14 protein-coding genes are annotated in these 20136 nt (G+C 42.5%); 11 read left to right on the forward strand and 3 right to left on the reverse strand.

Going from position 1 to position 20136, the window contains the following annotated elements; all coding sequences use genetic code 11:
- Positions 1-266: 266 nt before the first annotated feature.
- The 9 genes from DBT50_RS02475 (at position 267) to DBT50_RS02515 (ending at position 12292) form a co-directional block, all read left to right on the forward strand.
- Positions 267-2570, forward strand: coding sequence for a CAMP factor family pore-forming toxin (locus tag DBT50_RS02475; RefSeq protein WP_181566044.1), 2304 nt, complete (start codon positions 267-269; stop codon positions 2568-2570).
- Between the two features lie 356 nt (positions 2571-2926).
- Positions 2927-3805, forward strand: coding sequence for a LysR family transcriptional regulator (locus DBT50_RS02480; protein ID WP_111851780.1), 879 nt, complete (start codon positions 2927-2929; stop codon positions 3803-3805).
- 260 nt (positions 3806-4065) lie between these two features.
- Positions 4066-6684, forward strand: coding sequence for an ATP-dependent chaperone ClpB (gene clpB, locus DBT50_RS02485; RefSeq protein WP_111851779.1), 2619 nt, complete (start codon positions 4066-4068; stop codon positions 6682-6684).
- Between the two features lie 185 nt (positions 6685-6869).
- Complete coding sequence (gene tgt / locus DBT50_RS02490) at positions 6870-8009, forward strand: tRNA guanosine(34) transglycosylase Tgt (protein WP_111851778.1); 1140 nt, start codon at positions 6870-6872, stop codon at positions 8007-8009.
- A gap of 38 nt (positions 8010-8047) precedes the next feature.
- The gene (gene yajC, locus DBT50_RS02495) at positions 8048-8431 is read left to right on the forward strand and encodes a preprotein translocase subunit YajC (RefSeq protein WP_111851777.1); all 384 of its coding nucleotides are present in this window, start codon (positions 8048-8050) and stop codon (positions 8429-8431) included.
- A gap of 2 nt (positions 8432-8433) precedes the next feature.
- Positions 8434-8727: a post-transcriptional regulator gene (locus tag DBT50_RS02500; protein ID WP_060777922.1), complete on the forward strand. Its 294-nt coding sequence runs from the start codon at positions 8434-8436 to the stop codon at positions 8725-8727.
- 120 nt (positions 8728-8847) lie between these two features.
- Positions 8848-9966 carry a DNA polymerase IV gene (gene dinB, locus DBT50_RS02505; protein ID WP_111853060.1) on the forward strand — a complete coding sequence of 373 codons (1119 nt, stop codon included), beginning with the start codon at positions 8848-8850 and terminating at the stop codon, positions 9964-9966.
- 19 nt (positions 9967-9985) lie between these two features.
- A complete protein-coding gene (locus tag DBT50_RS02510; RefSeq protein ID WP_111851776.1) occupies positions 9986-11299 on the forward strand; it encodes a DRTGG domain-containing protein in 1314 nt (437 codons plus the stop codon).
- A 27-nt stretch (positions 11300-11326) separates the two neighbouring features.
- Complete coding sequence (locus DBT50_RS02515; RefSeq protein ID WP_111851775.1) at positions 11327-12292, forward strand: DHH family phosphoesterase; 966 nt, start codon at positions 11327-11329, stop codon at positions 12290-12292.
- Between the two features lie 277 nt (positions 12293-12569).
- On the opposite strand, the gene zwf is transcribed toward DBT50_RS02515, so the two are convergent.
- A complete protein-coding gene (gene zwf / locus DBT50_RS02520) occupies positions 12570-14027 on the reverse strand; it encodes a glucose-6-phosphate dehydrogenase (protein WP_181566043.1) in 1458 nt (485 codons plus the stop codon).
- 183 nt (positions 14028-14210) lie between these two features.
- On the opposite strand from zwf, the gene DBT50_RS02525 reads away from it, so the two are divergent.
- Positions 14211-15560 carry a DEAD/DEAH box helicase gene (locus DBT50_RS02525; protein ID WP_111851773.1) on the forward strand — a complete coding sequence of 450 codons (1350 nt, stop codon included), beginning with the start codon at positions 14211-14213 and terminating at the stop codon, positions 15558-15560.
- Positions 15561-15586: 26 nt separating this feature from the next.
- On the opposite strand, the gene DBT50_RS02530 is transcribed toward DBT50_RS02525, so the two are convergent.
- Positions 15587-16489, reverse strand: coding sequence for a DUF1189 domain-containing protein (locus tag DBT50_RS02530; RefSeq protein WP_181566042.1), 903 nt, complete (start codon positions 16487-16489; stop codon positions 15587-15589).
- Between the two features lie 177 nt (positions 16490-16666).
- Here DBT50_RS02530 and DBT50_RS02535 point away from each other — a divergent pair, with 177 nt between their 5' ends.
- The gene (locus tag DBT50_RS02535) at positions 16667-17350 is read left to right on the forward strand and encodes a class I SAM-dependent methyltransferase (protein ID WP_111851771.1); all 684 of its coding nucleotides are present in this window, start codon (positions 16667-16669) and stop codon (positions 17348-17350) included.
- Positions 17351-17411: 61 nt separating this feature from the next.
- Here DBT50_RS02535 and DBT50_RS02540 read toward each other — a convergent pair whose 3' ends face one another.
- Positions 17412-20096: a YfhO family protein gene (locus tag DBT50_RS02540; protein WP_224785060.1), complete on the reverse strand. Its 2685-nt coding sequence runs from the start codon at positions 20094-20096 to the stop codon at positions 17412-17414.
- Between the last annotated feature and the right edge of the window lie 40 nt (positions 20097-20136).

The following is a 20136-nucleotide window of genomic DNA, read 5'->3' on the forward strand; positions in this document are numbered from 1 at the left end:
CTTTTTTTGGTCAAGTAAGGTCATGCTTCTACCATTCCACTGTAAAATACTATATTGTTTTTTGTTGGAAAATTCATCCTTGATTTATCAGCATTTTTAAACTTTTTCTAATTAATTTCCTTGATAAGGGTGACAAATTAAGGCCAAAGTTTTAAAGTAGGACTGTGAAATGGAACAATAAATTGTTTCTTTTTGCCATCTTTGTAAGCGCTTAAGATGTTGCTGATGTTATCACTGGTTTTCATGTGAATACAGGAGGAATGAAGATGAGTCAATCGACCACTCAATTACACATTTTGTTAAGTCGCAAAGTTAGCAAAGGCGCGCTTTCTTTAGCCTTTGGGATGACTATGCTTTTTGCTTCTCAAGAAGCTGTACTAGCAGCTGAAATTGATCAAGTTGAAAGTAATCAAACAGCTGAACAATCATTGGTTATCCCTGAACAGCAAGGCCAAGACCATGATGCTGTATTAGAAGAATCACAAACAATTGAGAGTGAAGCAGAAACTGAAACGGCTCTGCCTGAAGCAGAAATTAAAGATCTTGAAGAAGAACTTGCTGAAAAAGCAGCTGAAGCTCCTCTAGAATATCAGGAAGAAGTTTCTCCTGCGGAAAGTGAAGAGATTGGTCAGCATGAAGAAGTTAGTGAGCCAAAAGAGCTTACTCCAGAAAGGTCAACTAATAAGGAAGAGTCTTCTCCAGTAGAAGATAGCGAAAAAGATCTTGATAAAACATCTCAGAAAGCAGAAAAAGATGAAAAAGAAGAAACAGAAGCAATCGATGAAGAGGCCACTGGTAAAGATAAGCAAGCAGTAAAGGTCGAAAAAGTTGACGATAATTATAAACAAGTCAACCAGGAAAAAGGCCTTGCTAGTGAAGAAGAAGCGATTGACTTTGCCGCTTTAGAAAACTTTGCTAAGGAAAATCCCGCAGGCTTCAATAAAGTTCTCTCGGTTGCTATTGCAGTATCGGTTCAAGATGAAGACCGTGCGACTAGCGAAGAGGTTTTAAAGACCTTAGGGGAAGTTCTCGTTGATAACGAATTAAATCATGAATTATTAGTCGAATTATCTAAATTTGTGATCCGCTACGGCGAATTAGGTCCTGATGAAAGTGACGTTCACCACATTGTGGAAGGCCAACCTAGTGTTAGCCGGGCGTCTGGCTTCTCCTTCTATGCTGCTGGAGAAGACAAACCTGCTGTTAGCTTCGAAGACTTTGAAAAATTAGTGGCTAAAGTAACTGGAACAACGGATAGCGTCCTTAGCCTATTAGAAAACTTACAAAAAGGGGAACGGCCTGCTGCTGGCATCGGAGCGATCATGGATTCGATCCTCCCCGTGAACTTAAACTTTACTAAGATTGGTGAATTGATCCAACGTATTGCTGAACTTAAAGCCGAAGCGGTTCGTCAAGATGTCTATCTCTCCACAGAAGTTGTCGGTGCCATTGCTGAATTAATTCCTTCTGAAGTGACTTTCAACGGGACACCTGTGAACTATGTTTTAGACAAATTAGGGCAAATGGCTTTGGATATTGGTCGTAGCGTTGCAGATGGTATGGTTCTCAGTTACCACCCAGGCAGCTTCTATAACCCAAATACCATCCGTTTACGCGCTCAAGTCTTGCGCAAGGGTGCCGAATTAATTAAAACAGCAACCAGTGAATGGCGGATGAAGCCACAAATCGTTCACTCAAAAGCTGGTCTAGAAATTACCCATGCCTTTATGTCTGTTGTCGATCCTTTCTCAACGGCAGAACGTTTGACTAAACGTTTAAATGAATTAGAAGCCTTAGAAGTCTTCGGTAATGCTTACCGGAATATCACCTCTAAAGATATTGCTACGACTTATATTAAGGAAAAATTGGACAAGGCTATCTGGGACACCCGCTTCAAACGTGATGAATACATTCTTTCTAAAGTACCATTTGACGTTTACCACAAGCTAAACAAGGCCATAACTCGTGCGGTTGGGGTTCAACTATATTCAGAAACTCGCGTTTACCAAATTGATGATGCGGTTGCTGAACTCCAGGCAGCTTACGGGGACGCTCTTGCTTACTTAGAAAGCATCCCAGCTGACCAACAAATCGCTCCAAATGCCCTTAAACGTGAATTGAAAGACCTTATTTGGAACACCCGCTTTGAACGTGATGGGTCAATCCTAGGTAATGTGCCAACTGAAGTTTACACGGCACTCAATGCCACATTAACTAAGGCTGTTGGCCTCCAATTGGACCTTCACGCTAAAACAGTTGATGTACAAGTCGCAATGGAAGAAATTAAGGCTCAATTAGGTGAAGCCCGTGAAATTGCACAAGCGACGTTGAATGCCCGTGCTTCTAAAGAAAGAAAACTTGAACTCCGTGACTTGATCCGTGAAGTTCGCAGCATCCGCGATAGCGAATTACTGGGCAAGGTTTCTTTCAATGTCTACAATCATCTAAATCAAGTAATCACCAAGGCTGTAGGAACTCGCCTCAACTTGAAAGCAAGCAATGCAGAAGTTGATGAAGCGGCTAACGCTCTGCACCAAGCCCTTGCTTCAGCCCGCGCTGAATTGGCTTAATATCTTAGCTTATGATGAGGGATTTTGTTCCAAGCGATTTGCTTTTAGGCTAAATTGTATTGATGTGAATTTTAATTAACAAGAGAGTGTGACAAAAGTCAAAAGAGCCCTGAACCACTGGAACAAACTATGGGAGATAGGCGCAAGCCTATCGCACATAGTTCGTGAAGTGGACGTCAGGGCTGACTTTTGGAACACGTTTTGATTAGATAGTTCGTATTTTGAAAAGAGTCTGAGACTTTTGTCCCAGACTCATTTTTTGTACGGATAGTTGATCCAAGAAAGCTTGCTGCCTAGCCCTTGAAAATTGGATGCGAAATTGAAATAATAAGGACAATCAATGAAGAGGTGGTAAAATGAACTACTATGCTTTGAAATATTTTAAAGCGGTGGCTGAGATAGGCAATATGACCAGTGCCGCGGAAGAATTAAATGTATCTCAACCAGCCATTAGCCGGGCTATTAAACAGTTAGAAGAAGACTTAGGGGTCGATTTATTTATTCGTCAAGGCCGTAGTATTCATTTAAACCACTATGGGGAGACTTTTTTAACTTACTTGGACCATTCTTTTAGCGCCTTAAGTGAAGGCAAGCGGGTGGTTAGGGAAATTTCCGGTTTAGAACATGGTGAAATTATCATTGGCGTTACCCTTCCCCATGTTTTCCCTAATTTATTGAGTGACTTTCTCCACGATTATCCCAAGGTTCGGGTCAAGCAGTATGAAGCAGCGAGTGGCTTGATGCTCGAAAAATTGTTAAAAGATCAACTCGATTTTTGGATAGCGACCCATGAGATTAATCATGACCAAGTCGAGACCCTCCCTATAATCAGTGAAGAAATCTTTGTCACAGTGAGTCAGAAACACCCCTTGGCCCAGGCTAAGCAGGTTTTCTTAAGCGATTTAAAGGCGGAAAAATTTGTTGGTTCGAGTCAGGGTTATAGTTTTCGGGAGTTAACGGATGGTTTCTGTCAACAGGCCGGCTTTACACCTAATTATCAGATCGAATTAGAAGATGCCGCTGCGATCCATAAATTGGTCGAAGCCGGTTATGGGATTTCTTTTACTCCTAAAATTTCCCTCTTATCCAGTCAAGAAAAGATAATTCCACTTAGGGTCGCCGATTATTCCATCCAGCGGACCATCAGCCTGGTCTATAGGAAAGACCATTATTTCTCCCAAGCCGCTAAAGCATTGTTCGATTTTTCTAGGGATTACCTCCGCGACTTTGCTTAACAGAATATATAGCACTCAAATATCTCCTCCAAGTCATACTTATAGACTTGGGGGATTTTTTTAAAAAGGCTATAAATTTGACAACTTTATTAAACAGGACAGGCCGCAGAGAGCGGCTCCTTTTTGTCGTCTAGAAAAATAAACAAATATTTGACTAAGTTTGACTAAATTAGTTGATCAATACTGACCAATATGTTATAATAGTTAATGTAAAGGTTAAAAGATACCTTTAAAATGAATTAATCAAAGGAGCGAAGAGAATGAATAATATGGAAATGACAAGAAGTTTACAAGAAGCTCTTGCAAATACGCAACAAATTGCGATGACAAGACATCATCAAGAAATCTCGATTCCGCATCTCTTCAAAGCATTAGTACAACCTGGACAATTTGCTTATAATTTTTATCATCAAATGAATATTCCAATGGACGAACTCGAAAGGGAACTTGACCGTGAACTGGATAATATTGCTGTTGTCAATGGCAGCAATGTTCAATACGGACAAAATATTTCACGTTCCCTAGCAGAACTATTGCAAACCGCCCAAGAAGAGGCCCAAGGCTTCCAAGATGAATACTTGTCTACTGAAATTTTATTACTAAGTCTTTTTAAATTGAACTATCTCGACCTCACTAAATGGTTAAAAACTTATACCAATTATGACCAAGTGAAGGACAAAATCAAAGACTTGAGAAAGGGTGATCGCGTGACCTCTCAAAACGCAGAAGAAAATTATGATTCCCTAGAAAAATATGGTAGCGACTTAACCGCGATTGTTAGAGAAGGTAAAATGGATCCTATCATTGGCCGCGATGATGAAATTCGTGATGTTATCCGGATCCTCTCTAGAAAGACCAAGAATAATCCTGTCCTCATTGGGGAACCGGGTGTTGGTAAGACCGCGATTGTAGAAGGCTTGGCTCAAAGAATCGTCAAGGGTGACGTGCCAAGTAACCTGCGCGATAAGACCATCTTTTCCCTCGATATGGGTTCCCTATTAGCCGGAGCCAAGTACAGGGGTGAATTTGAAGAACGTCTGAAAGCGGTGCTTAATGAAATTAAGAAATCAGACGGAGAATTTATTCTCTTTATTGATGAAATCCACACCATAGTTGGAGCCGGAAAGGCAGAAGGAGCTATGGATGCCGGTAACCTCTTAAAACCTATGTTAGCCCGTGGTGAGTTACATTGTATTGGGGCGACTACCCTAGATGAATACCGGGAATACATGGAAACTGATAAGGCCTTAGAACGCCGCTTCCAAAAGGTTTTAGTTAATGAACCGACTGTCGAAGATACTATTTCGATCTTACGTGGTTTGAGAGAAAGTTTTGAAAACCACCACCACGTTAAAATCCATGACCAAGCTTTGGTTACGGCAGCTGAATTATCTGACCGCTACATTACGGACCGCTATCTCCCTGATAAGGCGATTGACTTAGTCGACGAGGCCAGCGCTGAAATTCGGGTGGAAATGAATTCCATGCCAACGGAACTGGACCAACAACGGCGCCGTCAATTGCAATTAGAAATCGAAGAAGAAGCCTTAAAAGAGGAAGATGACCCTGCTTCTAAGGAACGCTTAGAAGAATTGCAAAAAGAATTGGCTGAAGTCCGTGAAAAAACTAACCAACTGACCTTGGAATGGGAAGATGAAAAAGCCTCCCTCAGTCATATCCAAGATAAACGCCAAGAAATTGACGATGCTAAACGGCAACTTGAAATCGCGCAAAATAATTATGACTTAGAAAAGGCTGCCCAATTGCAACATGGGACTCTACCTAAGTTGGCTAAAGAATTAGAAGACATGGAAGAAAAATACGAAGCTGAAGCCAGCGGTAAACCGAGCCTGGTCCAAGAATCGGTAACCGAGGACCAAATTGAAGAAGTGGTTTCTCGCCAAACCGGTATCCCAGTGACTAAGTTAGCCCAAAATGAACGGGAAAAATTACTTGACCTGGCTGACCGCTTACATGTACGGGTGATCGGCCAAGACCAAGCCGTTAACAGTGTAACGGATACGGTTCTTCGTTCCCGGGCAGGCATCCAAGATCCTAACCGCCCTCTTGGTTCCTTCCTCTTCTTAGGACCAACCGGGGTAGGTAAGACGGAACTGGCTAAGGCTTTAGCTGAACAAGTCTTTGACTCTGAAGATAATATGATCCGTATCGATATGAGTGAATACATGGAAAAAGCCAATGTGTCGCGTTTAGTCGGGGCTTCACCTGGCTATATTGGTTATGAAGAAGGGGGACAATTAACCGAAGCCGTCCGCCGTCATCCCTATTCTGTTGTTCTCTTGGATGAAATTGAAAAAGCCCATAGTGATGTTTACAACATCCTCCTCCAAATCCTTGACGATGGGCGTTTGACAGATGGCCAAGGTCGGACCGTGGACTTTAAGAATACCATCATTATCATGACCAGTAACATCGGATCTGACTTACTCTTAGAAGATGCTAAAGATGGGAATACTTCAGAAATATCTACTGAGGCTCGAGACAAGGTTAAAGAACGCCTCTATGGCTATTTCAAACCTGAATTTCTTAACCGGATTGATGATATTATCCTCTTTACGCCATTGTCACAAGACAATATGCATGGGATTGTTGCCAAGATGCTGGCCGGACTCAATAAACGTCTCAAAGACCAACACATTCAATTGCACTTTAGTGATGAATTAATTGATTGGATTGCTGAGACGGCCTATGAACCAGAATTTGGTGCGCGGCCACTCCGTCGCTTTATCACCAATGAAGTGGAAACGCCATTGGCTCGCGCTATTATCGCCGGAGATGTCGCCGCAGGCCAAGAGGTTGAAGTGGACTATGACAAGGCTCAAGACCGGGCTAGTTTTGAAAAAATCAAAGAAGCTTAAGCGAATGAATACCGATTAATATAAGGAGTATGTAAGGGGCTGTGACCAGAGTAGCAGCCCCTTTTATTAACGACTAGCTAGTAAAGACAATTTCCTTTTTCACTGGTCTAGTCCTAGTTAAATGCTGAAATCTTTGCTAAAATAGTCTTGTTCATTATTTTTTCTTAGCTAGAAAGGTGTAGGAAATGCCAGCACTTACTTATGAATTAATCAAAACGGAAAAGCACACGGGTGCTCGCTTAGGGCGGGTGACCACGCCGCATGGGTCATTTGAAACACCTATTTTCATGCCAGTCGGAACCCTAGCCACAGTCAAGGGACTGTCTCCTGAAGAGTTGAAAGGCTTGGGAGCAGAAATCATTCTTTCCAATACCTACCATTTGTGGTTACGCCCGGGAGATGATATCGTTAAAGAAGCTGGCGGTCTACACCAATTTATGAATTGGGACCGTCCGATCTTGACTGATTCTGGCGGTTTTCAGGTCTTCTCGCTAACTAAGATCCGCCGCCTGGAAGAGGAAGGGGTCTATTTTAGAAGCCACCTGAACGGCCACCGGCTTTTCTTAAGTCCTGAAAAAGCGATTTCCATTGAAAATAACTTAGGGGCAGACATTATTATGAGTTTGGACGAATGTCCGCCATTTGATGCTTCTTATGATTATATGAAGAATAGTATTAATCGTACGACCCGCTGGGCTGAACGGGGCTTAGCGGCCCACCGGCGTCCGGGAGACCAAGCCCTATTTGGAATTATCCAGGGGGGTGGCTATAAGGACTTAAGACTCCAGCATGCCAAGGATTTAATTAATCTCGATTTTCCGGGTTATTCCATTGGTGGCCTATCAGTAGGGGAGTCTAAGAATGAAATGTATGCAGTCCTTGACTACCTGACACCAGTTATGCCTAGCCATAAACCGCGTTACCTGATGGGAGTGGGCAGTCCAGATGCTTTGATTGAAGGCGCCATTCGCGGGATAGATATGTTTGACTGTGTCCTTGCGACCCGGATTGCCCGTAATGGGACCTGTATGACCAGTCAGGGCCGCTTAGTGGTAAAGAATGCCACCTTTAAAAGTGATTTTAGACCCTTAGATGAAGCCTGTTCCTGTTATACCTGTCAAAATTATAGTCGGGCCTATATCAGACACTTGATACACACTAATGAGATCCTAGGGGCGCGGTTGACCAGTATTCATAACTTGCACTTCTTGACCGATCTCATGGCCAATGTTCGTCAAGCCATTCGTGACGATAACTTGCTTGATTTCAAGGAAGACTTCTTTGAACGCTATGGCCTTAATATGAAAAATCCTAAGAATTTTTAGTATAATTGAGTCAATAAATAGATGGAGGTTTATAAATTATGGTAAGTATTTTATTATATATTGTGATTATTGGTGCGATGATGTATTTCTTAATGATTCGTCCTGCCAAGAAGCAACAAGAACAAAAGCAACAAATGATGGATAGCCTAACTGTTGGCGACGAAGTGGTGATGGTTTCAGGTTTACACGGGGTAGTCTCTGAAATTGACCAAGATAATAATACCGTAACTCTCGACGTTGAGGGCGTTTTCCTAGTTTTTGAACGTATGAGTGTGGCTCAAATTAAAGGCCATCAAACGGGTACTGGTCAAACTCCGACTGAGGAAGAAGATATTCAAGCGGACAGTAATGATGATAAAACTGTTGATGTGGTGACTACCGATGAAGATACGATCCTAATCAAGGATGAGGATGAGCAATAATTGTGAAGAAGACGAACAATAGCTTATCCAAATGGCAAAGTTTATTAATTCAGCCGCTTTGTCAAAAGAAGGCGCGTGAGTTTAAACGAGCGGGTTATCCAAAAATCAGTCGTCATGATGTCGAAAAATATTTTACTGACTTTGCTTGGAAACACCAATTGCCAGCTTCTTACCAGGAACGTAAGCAAGCCATTAAGCAACTGTCGATTAATCAATATTTTGATTACTTGCAATTGGAGGCAACGGTCTATGATGTTCCTTCATTAGACCACATCGATATCCAAAGTCTATTGTAATGCTTAAACAGGTTGGGTGAGAGCTCAGCCTTTTTATTTTGGCTTGGAAGAGCGCCATCATGAAAGCAGGGACCAAATTTATGCTATGATAATTTTATTAAGGAGATGAGGAGGTGACTTATGCGTCGTATTGGTGTTTTAGAATTTAGGGAGCCTAAAATCGATCCTTCTAGAAAAATTCTTCACGTGGATATGGATGCCTTCTATGCTTCAATTGAACAACGTGACCATCCCCACCTACGGGGTAAGCCGGTCATCATAGCCCAGCATCCTAAAGAAAACAGTGGCAAGGGTGTAGTGGCAACGGCGAGCTATGAAGCACGAAAATTTGGCGTGCATTCTGCCATGAGTGCTAGTGAAGCCTACCGCTTATGCCCCCAGGCTTACTTTGTTAAGGGCAATAAGGATTATTACCGCAAAGTCGGTGAAGAGGTCCGCGATGTCTTCCGTGAATATACTGATATTATTGAACCTCTCTCTATCGACGAGGCTTTTCTGGATGTGACTAACAACCACTACCAACTCCTCTATGCCATGGACGTGGCTGAACGGATTCAAAAGGATATCTATCATAAACTAGGCCTTACCTGTAGTATTGGGGTATCCTATAATAAATTTATCGCAAAATTAGCCTCTGATTTTCATAAACCTCATGGCATGACCATCATTACGCCAAAACGGGCGCTTGCCTTTTTAGAAGAGCTTCCCATTGAAAAGTTTTACGGTATTGGTAAGCGCACCAGTGAAAAAATGCATGAGTTAAATATTTATAAGGGAAAAGATCTCAAGCAGTTGTCCCAAGAGGATTGTATTAATTATTTCGGTAAGGCGGGTTTTGTCCTTTATGAGCGGGTTAGGGGAGTCGATGACCGTCCCGTTAAAGCACGGACTAGTCGTAAGTCGAATGGCACGGAAACGACCCTATATCCCTTTCTTTATCATGATGACCAAGTTAATGATGTCTTAAGACATCTCGCCCAAAAGGTTGCCAATAGCTTGCAAGACAAAAATATTCAAGGGCAAACAGTGACCTTAAAATTTCGCTATGGCAATTTTGAAACCACCACCCGCCAACGGGCCTTGAAAGATCCGATTAACTCTTATGATGATATTTATTTCCATGCCCAAGACTTGTGGGAACAATATGGTGATGTTAGTCAAGGGGTTCGATTACTAGGTATAACCTTGAGTGATTTATTAACCGTGGATTTTGAAAATATTCGGCTACCCTTGTATTAGTGAACGAAGAGGAAGAAAAATGACTACTAAGCATGAACAAGTAATTCAATATATTAAAGACCTTCCCGTCGACCACAGCATTTCGGTCAGGAGTCTAGCACGCAACCTGGACGTGTCCCAAGGGACCGCCTACCGGGGGATTAAGGAGGCGGAGAACCGCGGCCTCGTTCAAACCATAGACCGGGTAGGAACAGTCCGGGTTGAAGAGGCGGAAAGTCCTAAATACCAAGCTATGTCAGTAGGAGAAGTCGTCTCTTTGACCAATGCTAAGGTCTTTGGCGGTGAAGAGGGACTGGACTATATGATCCGTGACTTTATTATTGGAGCTATGAAGGTCTCTTCGATTGCTAGCTATTTGAAACCAAACCTCCTCATGATCACGGGGAACCGGGACAATGTTCAAGAACTGGCCTTATCCCACGATGTTCCTGTTATTATTTCTGGGGGCTTTAGCCCGAGTCAAAGGATGGTCGACTTGGCTAACCAACGCCAAATTCCTTTGCTTGGCGTGAGCTTTGACTCTTATTCGACGGTTAAGATTATTAATAAGGTCCTGGTTGAGCGAGCAATTCAACAAAATATTGTCCTGGTCGAAGATATTTATGTCCCCTTAGACCGGGTCAAGTTCCTCTTCCAAGACGACAAGGTGAGCCGCTACCGGCAGTTGAATGAAGAGAGTAACCATACGCGTTTTCCTGTCCTCAATCATAACTATGAAGTGGTCGGAGTCATTGCAGCCAAGGATATTCTCGATGCGAATGCGGATACCCCCATTGTTGAAGTCATGACCTCTTCGCCCTTGGTCGCTAAATTAAAAATGAGTGTGGCCAGTATCACCCAGCTCATGCTGTGGGATAATTTAGAAATGGCGCCTGTGGTCGATGACCAGGGCAAGTTAGTGGGAATTATGTCCCGGCAAGATGTCCTCTATACCATGCAGTTTAACGAAAACGCTGCCTACAAAGATTACCGCTTAGAGATTCTATTAAACGATAAGCTCAAACGTGCGGCCAGTGACCGGTCGGAATTATTTTATACCTTCCAAAGTGATGGGTCTTTTGCTAACCACCTGGGGACCCTATCGGAGAGTCTTCTAGCCACTCTGATCAATGTGGCAACTTGCCGCTATGTAAAAGACGCTATCGGGGAGTTAGCCATTATTGAATCAATGAATTACTATTACTTTGCCGCTGTTGACTGCGACAAATCCATTCAAATCTATCCTGAAATGCTTTATCATAGTAGACAAAATTGTAAGATAAGTATTAAAGTCTACTACCAGCAATTAAATATTGCCCAAGCCATTATATCCGTCAACTTATTTAGACAGTAAGAAGCCATATAGAAAGAGTGAAAACTTATGATTAGTGATATCATTCAAGCCATTAAAGACTATGAAACCATAATTATCCACCGCCATGTCAACCCAGATCCAGATGCCCTGGGATCACAAATGGGACTCAAGGCTGTCTTAGAAGCCACTTATCCTGAGAAAAATATTTATGCTGCTGGGGAAAATGAACCTTCCCTAGATAATTTTGGTCAAATGGATGATATCCCTGACGAACTTTATCCTGAGGCCTTAGTCATCATCAATGATACGGCCAACACCGAACGTATTGATGACCAACGTTATCGAAAAGCCAAAATGGTGATTAAAGTGGACCACCACCCTAACCATGATTCTTATGGGGATATCAACTATGTCCTGCCAGAGGCTAGTGCGGCTAGTGAAATTTGGGCGGATATTCTTTTGAGTCATCCGGAGACCTTTACTATGACTGACCAGGGAGCGGAATATTTATTCTTAGGCATCGTCGGCGATACTGGGCGTTTCTTATACGACAATACCTCAGTAAAAACCATGGCCATTGCCACCGAATTACGTAAATACGATTTTCCAGCCAGCGAACGCATGCAGGCATCCTTAACTGAAACCATGGGCCAAGCGCGCTTGAAAGGCTATGTCCTAGAAAACTTTAAATTAAGCGAAGATGGTTTGGTTAATGCGGTCTTTATTAGCCAAGAAGTCTTAAAGGATTTGGGAGTGACCGAGGCGGAATCCCATAATATTGTGCAAACACCGGGATCGATCCAAGGGGTGCTGGCCTGGGTAATCTTTGTTGAAAAGTCTGATGGTTCCATGCGCTGTCGCATTCGCAGTAAGGGGCCAGCTATCAATCAGATTGCCCAAGCTCATGAAGGGGGCGGCCATGCCAAGGCATCAGGGGCCAATGCCTATTCAAAAGCAGAGTGCCAAGAAATTGTGGCAGAATTAAACCAAGCCGCTATAAATTATTTAAAAGAAAAAGGCAATAAGGAATAGTTTTAGTCTTACTTAAGGAAATTTTTCTATTTCTTGAGACTAATCTTTCTAAAGTTGAATATTTTAAAAGAGGCTGCAAACTAATCTTGCAGCCTCTTTTTTCAGATATAGTATGTGCAGTGTTTTCGTCCTTTGTTGTGACTGTCGCACTCTGCTCAAATCTGTTCCAAGCGCGAGGTGAGCTCCATTTCAGAAGTCCTTGCAAATCCTCTTTGAGGATTTACTGCGCACTTCTTCCAATGGTCTCCCTTCTTTTTGCGCTTGTCACACTCTATTCTTAGTATTGTGGGTTGATCCAGCGGCGGCCGTCGCTTTCGATGAGATCTTTGGCAGCTTCGGGGCCCTTAGTCATGGCGGGATAGTTAGGGAAGCTTGGGGGATCGAGTTGTGACCAGGCCTCCTTAATGGAGTCGGCGATCCGCCATTGTTCTTTGAGCTCGTCCCAGGTCGTAAATAGCATCTGATTACCAAGGAAGGCGTAGTAGATGAGAATTTCGTAGGATTCACTGGCCACCCGTGATTGGAGAATTTCCTTATCGGGCAGCATGCGCATGGTTTGCGGTTTAAAGCAACCTTTAAAGGCTTTTTGATTCATGGAGACTTCTAAGCCGTATTCAGGGGTAATCACAAAGGTCATCCGGTTAGGTGAATCGCAGGTCGACAAGTTATCCTTGAGGACCGCTTCAACTGTGGTATATTTTCCGCTGCTGAGTGCCTTACCCGTTCGGAAATAAAAGGGGGTTCCTTGCCAACGGTCATTGTTGATACGGAACTTACCAGCGACAAAGGTTTCGGTACTACTGTCTTCACTAACCCCTTCTAGGTCGCGATAGGCCGGCTCACTCCCATCTGCTGCTTGACCATATTGGCCCCGGACAATGTTCGTTTGGACGCTTTCGAGGTCAAAGGAAGGGATTTCTCTTAAAAAGGCTTCCTTTTTTGGATGGAGGTCGTCTTGAGACCTGGGTAAGTCCATGCCTACAAAGGAGATCACTTGTAGGATATGGTTTTGGAACATATCTAAGAGGGCTCCAGTTTGATCATAATAGCCCCCCCGACTGCCAACTGGTAAATCTTCGGATAGGGTAATTTGGAAGTGGTCAATATACTTGTGGTTCCAAATGGCTTCGAAAAAGGGATTATACTGGCGGGTTGCCCAAATATTAAGGACACTTTCCTTGCCTACATAGTGGTCAATCCGGTAAATATCACTTTCTTCAAAGGAAATATTAAGGGCTTGGTTTAGTGATTGGGCAGAATCCAGGTCAACACCAAAAGGTTTTTCTAAAATAACCCGGTGGTTACCTGGAATATCGATAATCCCAGTTTTCTTTAAGTGGTGTGAGGTGATCTCAAAGAGACTAGGGGCAATGGATAAGTAATAAAGAAAGTTCTTATCAGTTTGATATTGCTTTTGCAGGGCTAGCATTTTGTCCTTGAGTAGGATATAATCCTCTGTTTGTGAAGCATCATTTGAGATATAATAAAAATGCTGGGCAAATTCACCAGCTACTGCTCTCAAACTGTCATCCTTGGTATAGTTAATAATTGATTCAACGATGATCTCATGATAATGTGCATCTGTCCAAGGGCGACGAGAAGTGCCGATCAAGGCAAAACGTTGGCTTAGCCAGCCTTGTTGGTAGAGGTGAAATAAAGAGGGATATAATTTCCGTTGGGCAAGGTCACCGGATGCCCCAAAGAGGACAATGATTCCCGAAACTTGTTGGTCCATTGTGATAAGTCCTTTCATTTTTCATTTTCAGAGTGGTTTTATTATAGAATGTCTATCAGCTGAATGCAATCTGGCGAGCAGGTCTTTATAAACCCTAAATTATAACCACTAGTCGCCGGCTTGGCAAGCTGTATTTTAATCTAACAATCATTGCTTAAGTCTTAAAAGCTAAAGGAGAATTTTATGTCATTTAAAGAATACCATTTCCAGCCTTTTATTGAGGCGGCCTTAGAGAAATTAGCCTTTAAAGAACCTACCCCGATTCAAAAGAAAGTTATTCCCGTTATTCAAGCGGGAAAAAGCCTAGTTGCCCAAAGTCAAACCGGATCAGGAAAGTCCCATGCTTTCTTGCTCCCCTTAATCGACCAATTAAAGCCTGAGAATTATACCCAATTAGTTATCACGGCACCCAGTCGGGAATTGGCTGACCAATTGTATCAAACTGCCCAACAGCTTGTGGGGGATAGTGACTTTGATTTTCATATTGAAAGAGCCTATGGGGGAACAGACACCAAGCGGCAAAAAGAACGCCTAGAAAATCAAGATCCCCAAGTGGTAATTGGGACTCCGGGTCGCTTATTAGACTTAGTGACTGAAGGCTCGATCAATGTCCATAAAGTAGAACACTTTGTTGTGGATGAGGCGGATATGACTTTGGATATGGGCTTTTTGCATACGGTTGACCAAATCGCCAGTCGGATGCCCGATGATTTGAAGATTTACGTCTTTTCTGCCACCATTCCGGAGAAATTACATCCCTTCCTTAGAAAGTACTTGGAACATCCAGAATGGATCCAAGTTGCTAACGAAAAGCTGATTTCGCCAACCATTACCAATATCTTACTCCCCTTAAGAGGGCGGTCCAAAGATGACCTGCTCAAGCAAGCCTTAACCATGGGGGCACCCTATTTGGTCCTTATTTTTGCAAATACCATCGAGGAAGTGGACCAACTCTATTTAAAACTCAAGCAATGGGGGCTATCGGTAGCTAAGTTGCACGGCGATCTCGACAGTCGTGAACGCCGGCGGGTGATGCGTCAAATCCAACACCTTGATTATCAATATGTGGTGGCTACGGATCTAGCTGCCCGCGGGATTGACATTGAAGGGGTCTCCCATGTGGTTAACTATGATATTCCTAAAGAGTTAGAATTCTTTATCCACCGGGTAGGCCGTACGGGACGGCAAGGAATGAAGGGCATTGCCTTGACCTTCTACCATCCTGACCAAGAAAAGGCGATTCGCTGGTTAGAAGATCGTGGGATCCACTTTGAGGTGAAAGACATTAAAAATGGTCAATGGGTCGAAGTCAAAGACCATAAGGAACGGCAGTTAAGAAAAGACCGCCACCAAGAGGAAACGGACCACGTTGTTAAGGGTATGATTAACCGTAATAAGAAAAGGAAAGTTAAACCCGGTTATAAGAAAAAACTCGACCGGCAAATTAAAGCATATAAACGAGACAAATATAATAAAAAACAAAGACAAGCTGCTCGGCAAAAACGCAAGCAAAATAAAGAAAACAACCGTTAAAAAATGCGCTCGCTGGAGCGCATTTTTTAGTCATCATTTTTATCGGAATGATCAGGGCCATCTTTTTGGTCTCGGTCAGTCTCTTCATCTTGTTTGTCTAAGTTTACCAAGTTCTTATCGTTTTTTACTTGATCTTTGTTGGCGTCCCATTGCTTAGGGTCAATCTTTACCACTTTAATCTGTTTGGTAAAGGCCCAGATACGGATTAAAGCAGTAAAGAGGATGATGTAAAAAGAAAAGGTTACCTGGTAGCCAAAGAGATGAACCAATTGGATAAGAACTAGAGGGAAAGTCATGGCCGTTAAGGCAAAATTATAGCGCTTGCCAAAGGTCAATTGCAATTTACGGGTAATGGCCATGGGTGCCATAAACAAGGCAATCACTAGGGCTAATAGACTTACCTGTAAGCTATTAAATAGAAAAATCCCTAAAAAGACTAAGAGATAGACCCAAGGTTGGAATTGTGTCAGGCTTTGGATGATTTGCTTTTGCCCTTGACTATCTAAGTCCGTGCTAAAGTCAGCATAAGGAAAGCTTTGTTGCTGACCCATAAAGGAGAATGTGATATTTTTCGGGTTGGTATAAATGGTTAGAGCTGATGAATCGATTTTTTTAAGGTCTTCTTGACTGATTTGATCTTTGGGGTTATAGACATAGTTTAAGAAATCAGTCTTATTGATAAAGGCCTGGTCCTTTTCACTGACTAATTGGTTATTTTCAATTGTAAAATCGGGTATGGATTGGATAATGCTGGCCCCATTGCCTCTCACCGTATGAAGTAGCTGGTAGCTGGGTTGGATAGCCGGTAGGGTCATCACTAGGCTCAATAATAAAATGTAGACTAATTTATGCTTCAAAGTCATATAAAAAGCCACAAGTGTATCTTTAAAGCGAAAGATACTATCAAAGAATAAACGTAAGGTTTTCAAAATTTTCCTCCTCATTAAACAGTCTTTGCATCAGTTTAGTATAGCAAAAAATTAACCGAGTCCGCTTAGAAAATCGCTTTTTTACTAATATTTAAAGACTCTAGCCTGGTTAAAAAGTTCTTACAAGCACCATTTTATCAATAAATAGGATAAAATAAACTATATTGAGTAAAGGAGATGAAGTCAATGGCCTTATTTGATGATCTAGCAGGAGATTATGATAGCTGGTACCAAGGGGAAGTCGGGGCTTTTGTCGATCAGATTGAAGCGGACCTGGCTTTTTCCTTAGTTGATGTTCAGGCAGGCATGTCGGTCTTAGATGCAGGTTGCGGTACAGGCAATTATAGCATCCGCCTGGCTCAAGCGGGGGCTCAAGTGCAAGCGATCGATATTTCCAGCCAAATGTTAAAAGAAGCAAAAAGGAAAGCGGAGGCGCTGGACCTGCCCATTGCCTTTCAAAAAATGGATATGAATCACCTAGATTTCCCCAGGGAGAGGTTTGACCTGATCTTTTCTATGACCGCTATTGAATTTATTGCGGATTTAGAAGCCTTTATTGCTTCATGCTTTGACTTATTAAAACCGGGGGGCTATCTCTTAATCGGTTCTATTACTGAGTCTGGAGACTGGGGGCAATACTATCAAGAGAAAAAAGACTCCATTTATAATTATGCCCATTTCCGAGATACCCAAGACTTTATAAAACACTACCCTAAGCAGGTTCTTGGCTACCGCGAAGGGTTATATCTCCCTGTTCACCCTGATGTTGACCTTGATTTAGCCAGTCAGGAAGCCAACTATGCTAAATCCGCTAGTCCAAGTTTCACCTGTGTGCTCTGGCAAAAAGCTGGAGAGAAATAATATTCATCAAGCAAAAAATGCATCCCTTCAAAACGATGATTGGATGCATTTTCTAATTGTTTTATTTCCGTTTGATTGAGTAAAGTAAGCACAAAACAAGGATATGGGATAGAGAAATAATCACACCTAAGGTTAATCCTTGGGGACGAAAACGGAGTTCTAGTTGATTTTCTCCTTGGGGGATTTCTTTAATGACCATCATACTCCGGTCTAAAACCGGTTCCAAATTGACTTTTTTACCATTGACCTGGGCCCGCCAGCCTTCATTATAGGGGATGGTAAGGAGGAGGGCTTGGTCATTCGCTTTGCCTTCAAAGCTTCCTTTAATGTGGTTATCAGCGAAGCGGTCAATATGTAGTTTTTGATCCGCCACGCTATGCATCACCTGATCGAAAGTTTGGTTAGCTAAGGAATAGAGGTTGAGCTGAGAAAGGTTGATACTATCCGCTTTTACCTCGATGGTAAAAATCCTTTCTCCCGGAGTGGATTGGTTGGCGATATTAAAGACTTGGGTAGAATTGTAACTTTTATCATAGTTTAGCTTTTTGCCATCTAAGTAATAAGTCACATCCTCCTCCGATAAATCTCCTGGTACAGTCAAGTAGTAGGCTTGCTTGCTATCAATTTTTAGGGTAAAGTCGATAAAACTTTTACTTTCTCGGTCCGTCTTATGGTAGCTGGTATTAATCCGACTGGGGTCATCACTTTCTAGGTTTGTTAAATCCATTCGCTTAAAATCTCTGACCTGGAAGAAATCCAGAGAGCTGTCCTTAGTCGATCGATCGTCTTGACCATTGAGACAGGCCAAGAGTTTATCTTGGTTATCGATCGTTTGGTCAGGCTTCAAGTCCATTTGAATGATCGCTTTATTGACCAGAAAGCCGAGCGACAGGGCGTAAGGGTTCTTAAAAACAGAAAAACCTTGGATCTGGTCAAGCAGAGGATAATGGTTAAAATCGGGACGGTGGCTAACTAAGCGGCGTTCATAGGCCTTATCTTCGACCTCTTTTTGGCTTTGGACTTGACTATTAATCAGATACCTAACATTAAAGAGGCTATCCGTTACCAGGCTGCCATTCGAGTAATTGACTGAACCAGTGGTTGTCGGTTGGCCCAAAGCTTTAAAAAGCTCGGTGGTCGATCTTTCAATGGTTGAATTAAAATGGTCTAAGCCATAGTAGGACAATTGCATGGGGTCATTTTTAGTCCGTTGAAAGGTCTTAGCAATGCGGTAGAAATCTTCGCCGGAATCATCCTGCAAACGAGCTAAAAGCGGTTGACTGACTTCTAAATACTGAGCGTAGCTATCATAGTTCAGGTAAGAAATAGAGTTTAAGGTTAAAGCAGTATTGGTCATGCTTTCAATCAAAGCCAAGGTAGACAAGAGTAGCAAGGGAGCCGTTTTCTTACTGGAGTGACTGAGATAGTAAAGGCCAAAAAAACTAAATACAAAGGCTATTGTTGAGAAAAGTAGGCTATTAGGGCTAATATAAGAAAAATCCTGGTAGTGTAAGGCCAAGGTCAGGGTAGATAAACCAATTAGGCAAAGGGTCACAAAGGCTGACTGATTACTGAGAGGTTCTACTTTTCTTAAAGTCCGATAAGCTAGGTAAAGGACGAAAAAGGAAAAGACAAAGGAAAAACGGTAGGGATACCAGATAGGATATTGAAAACCATGCCAAATTAAATTTAAGGCTTTAACATTCATGGATAAGAGTAAGAAAGCTAAGACTAAAAAGCTCATCAGTTTTTCCTGCCAGCTGAACCGCTTTTGCAGGAAAAACACTAGGCCAGCTAAAATGGCCAGGGAAGGGACAAAGATATTAGGTAACCCCTCCGGCATTTGGTCAAAGTTAAAGGGACCGACCACCAATTTGCTGATAAGCTGCCAGAGTGGATAGGCAAAGGACCAGTCAAAATGAAGCTCTTGGTAGCTGCCTTTACTTTGGGCCAGGGCAAAGTAAGTCGGAATAAGGGTGAAAGCCGCTAGTCCGGCGGCTGCCACGGAAGACAAAATAAAGCGCAGGACTCTAGTAAAATATTGCTTGAATGGGAATCTTGCTTGTTTAAGCCTCTTGGTAAATTGGGCGCCAAAGAGTTCATAAAGAAAGAAGAGCACAGCAAAAGGACAAACCATATAACCGATATAATAATTGGCTATCAATAAGAGAGCCAGGCTAATGATATAATAAGTGCTCCTTCTGTGGTGGATAAGGTCCTGGATGCCTAGGATGATTAAAGGCAAAAAGACCAGGCCATCTAACCACATGATGTTGAGTTGGTTAGCGGAAAAATAGCCCATTAAACTATAGAAACAGGCAAAGCTGATGGTCAAGGGGCCGTGGTCGCCATAATTTTTGTAAAGTAGCCAGAGAAAACTGGCACTAGCAGCAGCGCTCTTGGCTAGGATCAGGCAGACACAGGCTATGGGTAGGGCCTTTTGGGGAAAGGGAAGGAGTAGGAGGTTAAAGGGACTCATTAAATAATAAGTCCAAGTTCCTACCATCTCTCCTCCCATTCCCTTTTGGAAAGAGTAGAAGATTTGCTGCCAATTGCCTAGCAGGGACTCCCGGTAATATTGGAAGAAATCAATATATTGCTGGCCTAAGTCCACAGTTAAAATCGTCTGATTGCCAAAGGGAAAGAGACCCTTAACCAGGTAAATAAAGACCAGGATTAAAACTGGGAGGCCGGCCGCTAATAAGAGCGACCGTTTAACTGCATTCATTTTGGAAAAATTCTTCATTAAAGACACCGTGCTAACTCCTTAAAGATGCTTGATTTCA

Source organism: Aerococcus tenax, from assembly GCF_003286645.3.
Lineage (GTDB): Bacteria > Bacillota > Bacilli > Lactobacillales > Aerococcaceae > Aerococcus > Aerococcus tenax.

Coding starts and splice junctions, on each gene's coding strand:
- tgt (WP_111851778.1), top strand. CDS start 6,870: ATGCCAGCACTTACTTATGAATTAATCAAAACGGAAAAGCACACGGGT.
- DBT50_RS02535 (WP_111851771.1), top strand. CDS start 16,667: ATGAAGTCAATGGCCTTATTTGATGATCTAGCAGGAGATTATGATAGC.
- DBT50_RS02540 (WP_224785060.1), bottom strand. CDS start 20,096: ATGAAGAATTTTTCCAAAATGAATGCAGTTAAACGGTCGCTCTTATTA.
- dinB (WP_111853060.1), top strand. CDS start 8,848: ATGCGTCGTATTGGTGTTTTAGAATTTAGGGAGCCTAAAATCGATCCT.
- DBT50_RS02515 (WP_111851775.1), top strand. CDS start 11,327: ATGATTAGTGATATCATTCAAGCCATTAAAGACTATGAAACCATAATT.
- DBT50_RS02510 (WP_111851776.1), top strand. CDS start 9,986: ATGACTACTAAGCATGAACAAGTAATTCAATATATTAAAGACCTTCCC.
- zwf (WP_181566043.1), bottom strand. CDS start 14,027: ATGGACCAACAAGTTTCGGGAATCATTGTCCTCTTTGGGGCATCCGGT.
- yajC (WP_111851777.1), top strand. CDS start 8,048: ATGGTAAGTATTTTATTATATATTGTGATTATTGGTGCGATGATGTAT.
- DBT50_RS02480 (WP_111851780.1), top strand. CDS start 2,927: ATGAACTACTATGCTTTGAAATATTTTAAAGCGGTGGCTGAGATAGGC.
- clpB (WP_111851779.1), top strand. CDS start 4,066: ATGAATAATATGGAAATGACAAGAAGTTTACAAGAAGCTCTTGCAAAT.
- DBT50_RS02525 (WP_111851773.1), top strand. CDS start 14,211: ATGTCATTTAAAGAATACCATTTCCAGCCTTTTATTGAGGCGGCCTTA.
- DBT50_RS02475 (WP_181566044.1), top strand. CDS start 267: ATGAGTCAATCGACCACTCAATTACACATTTTGTTAAGTCGCAAAGTT.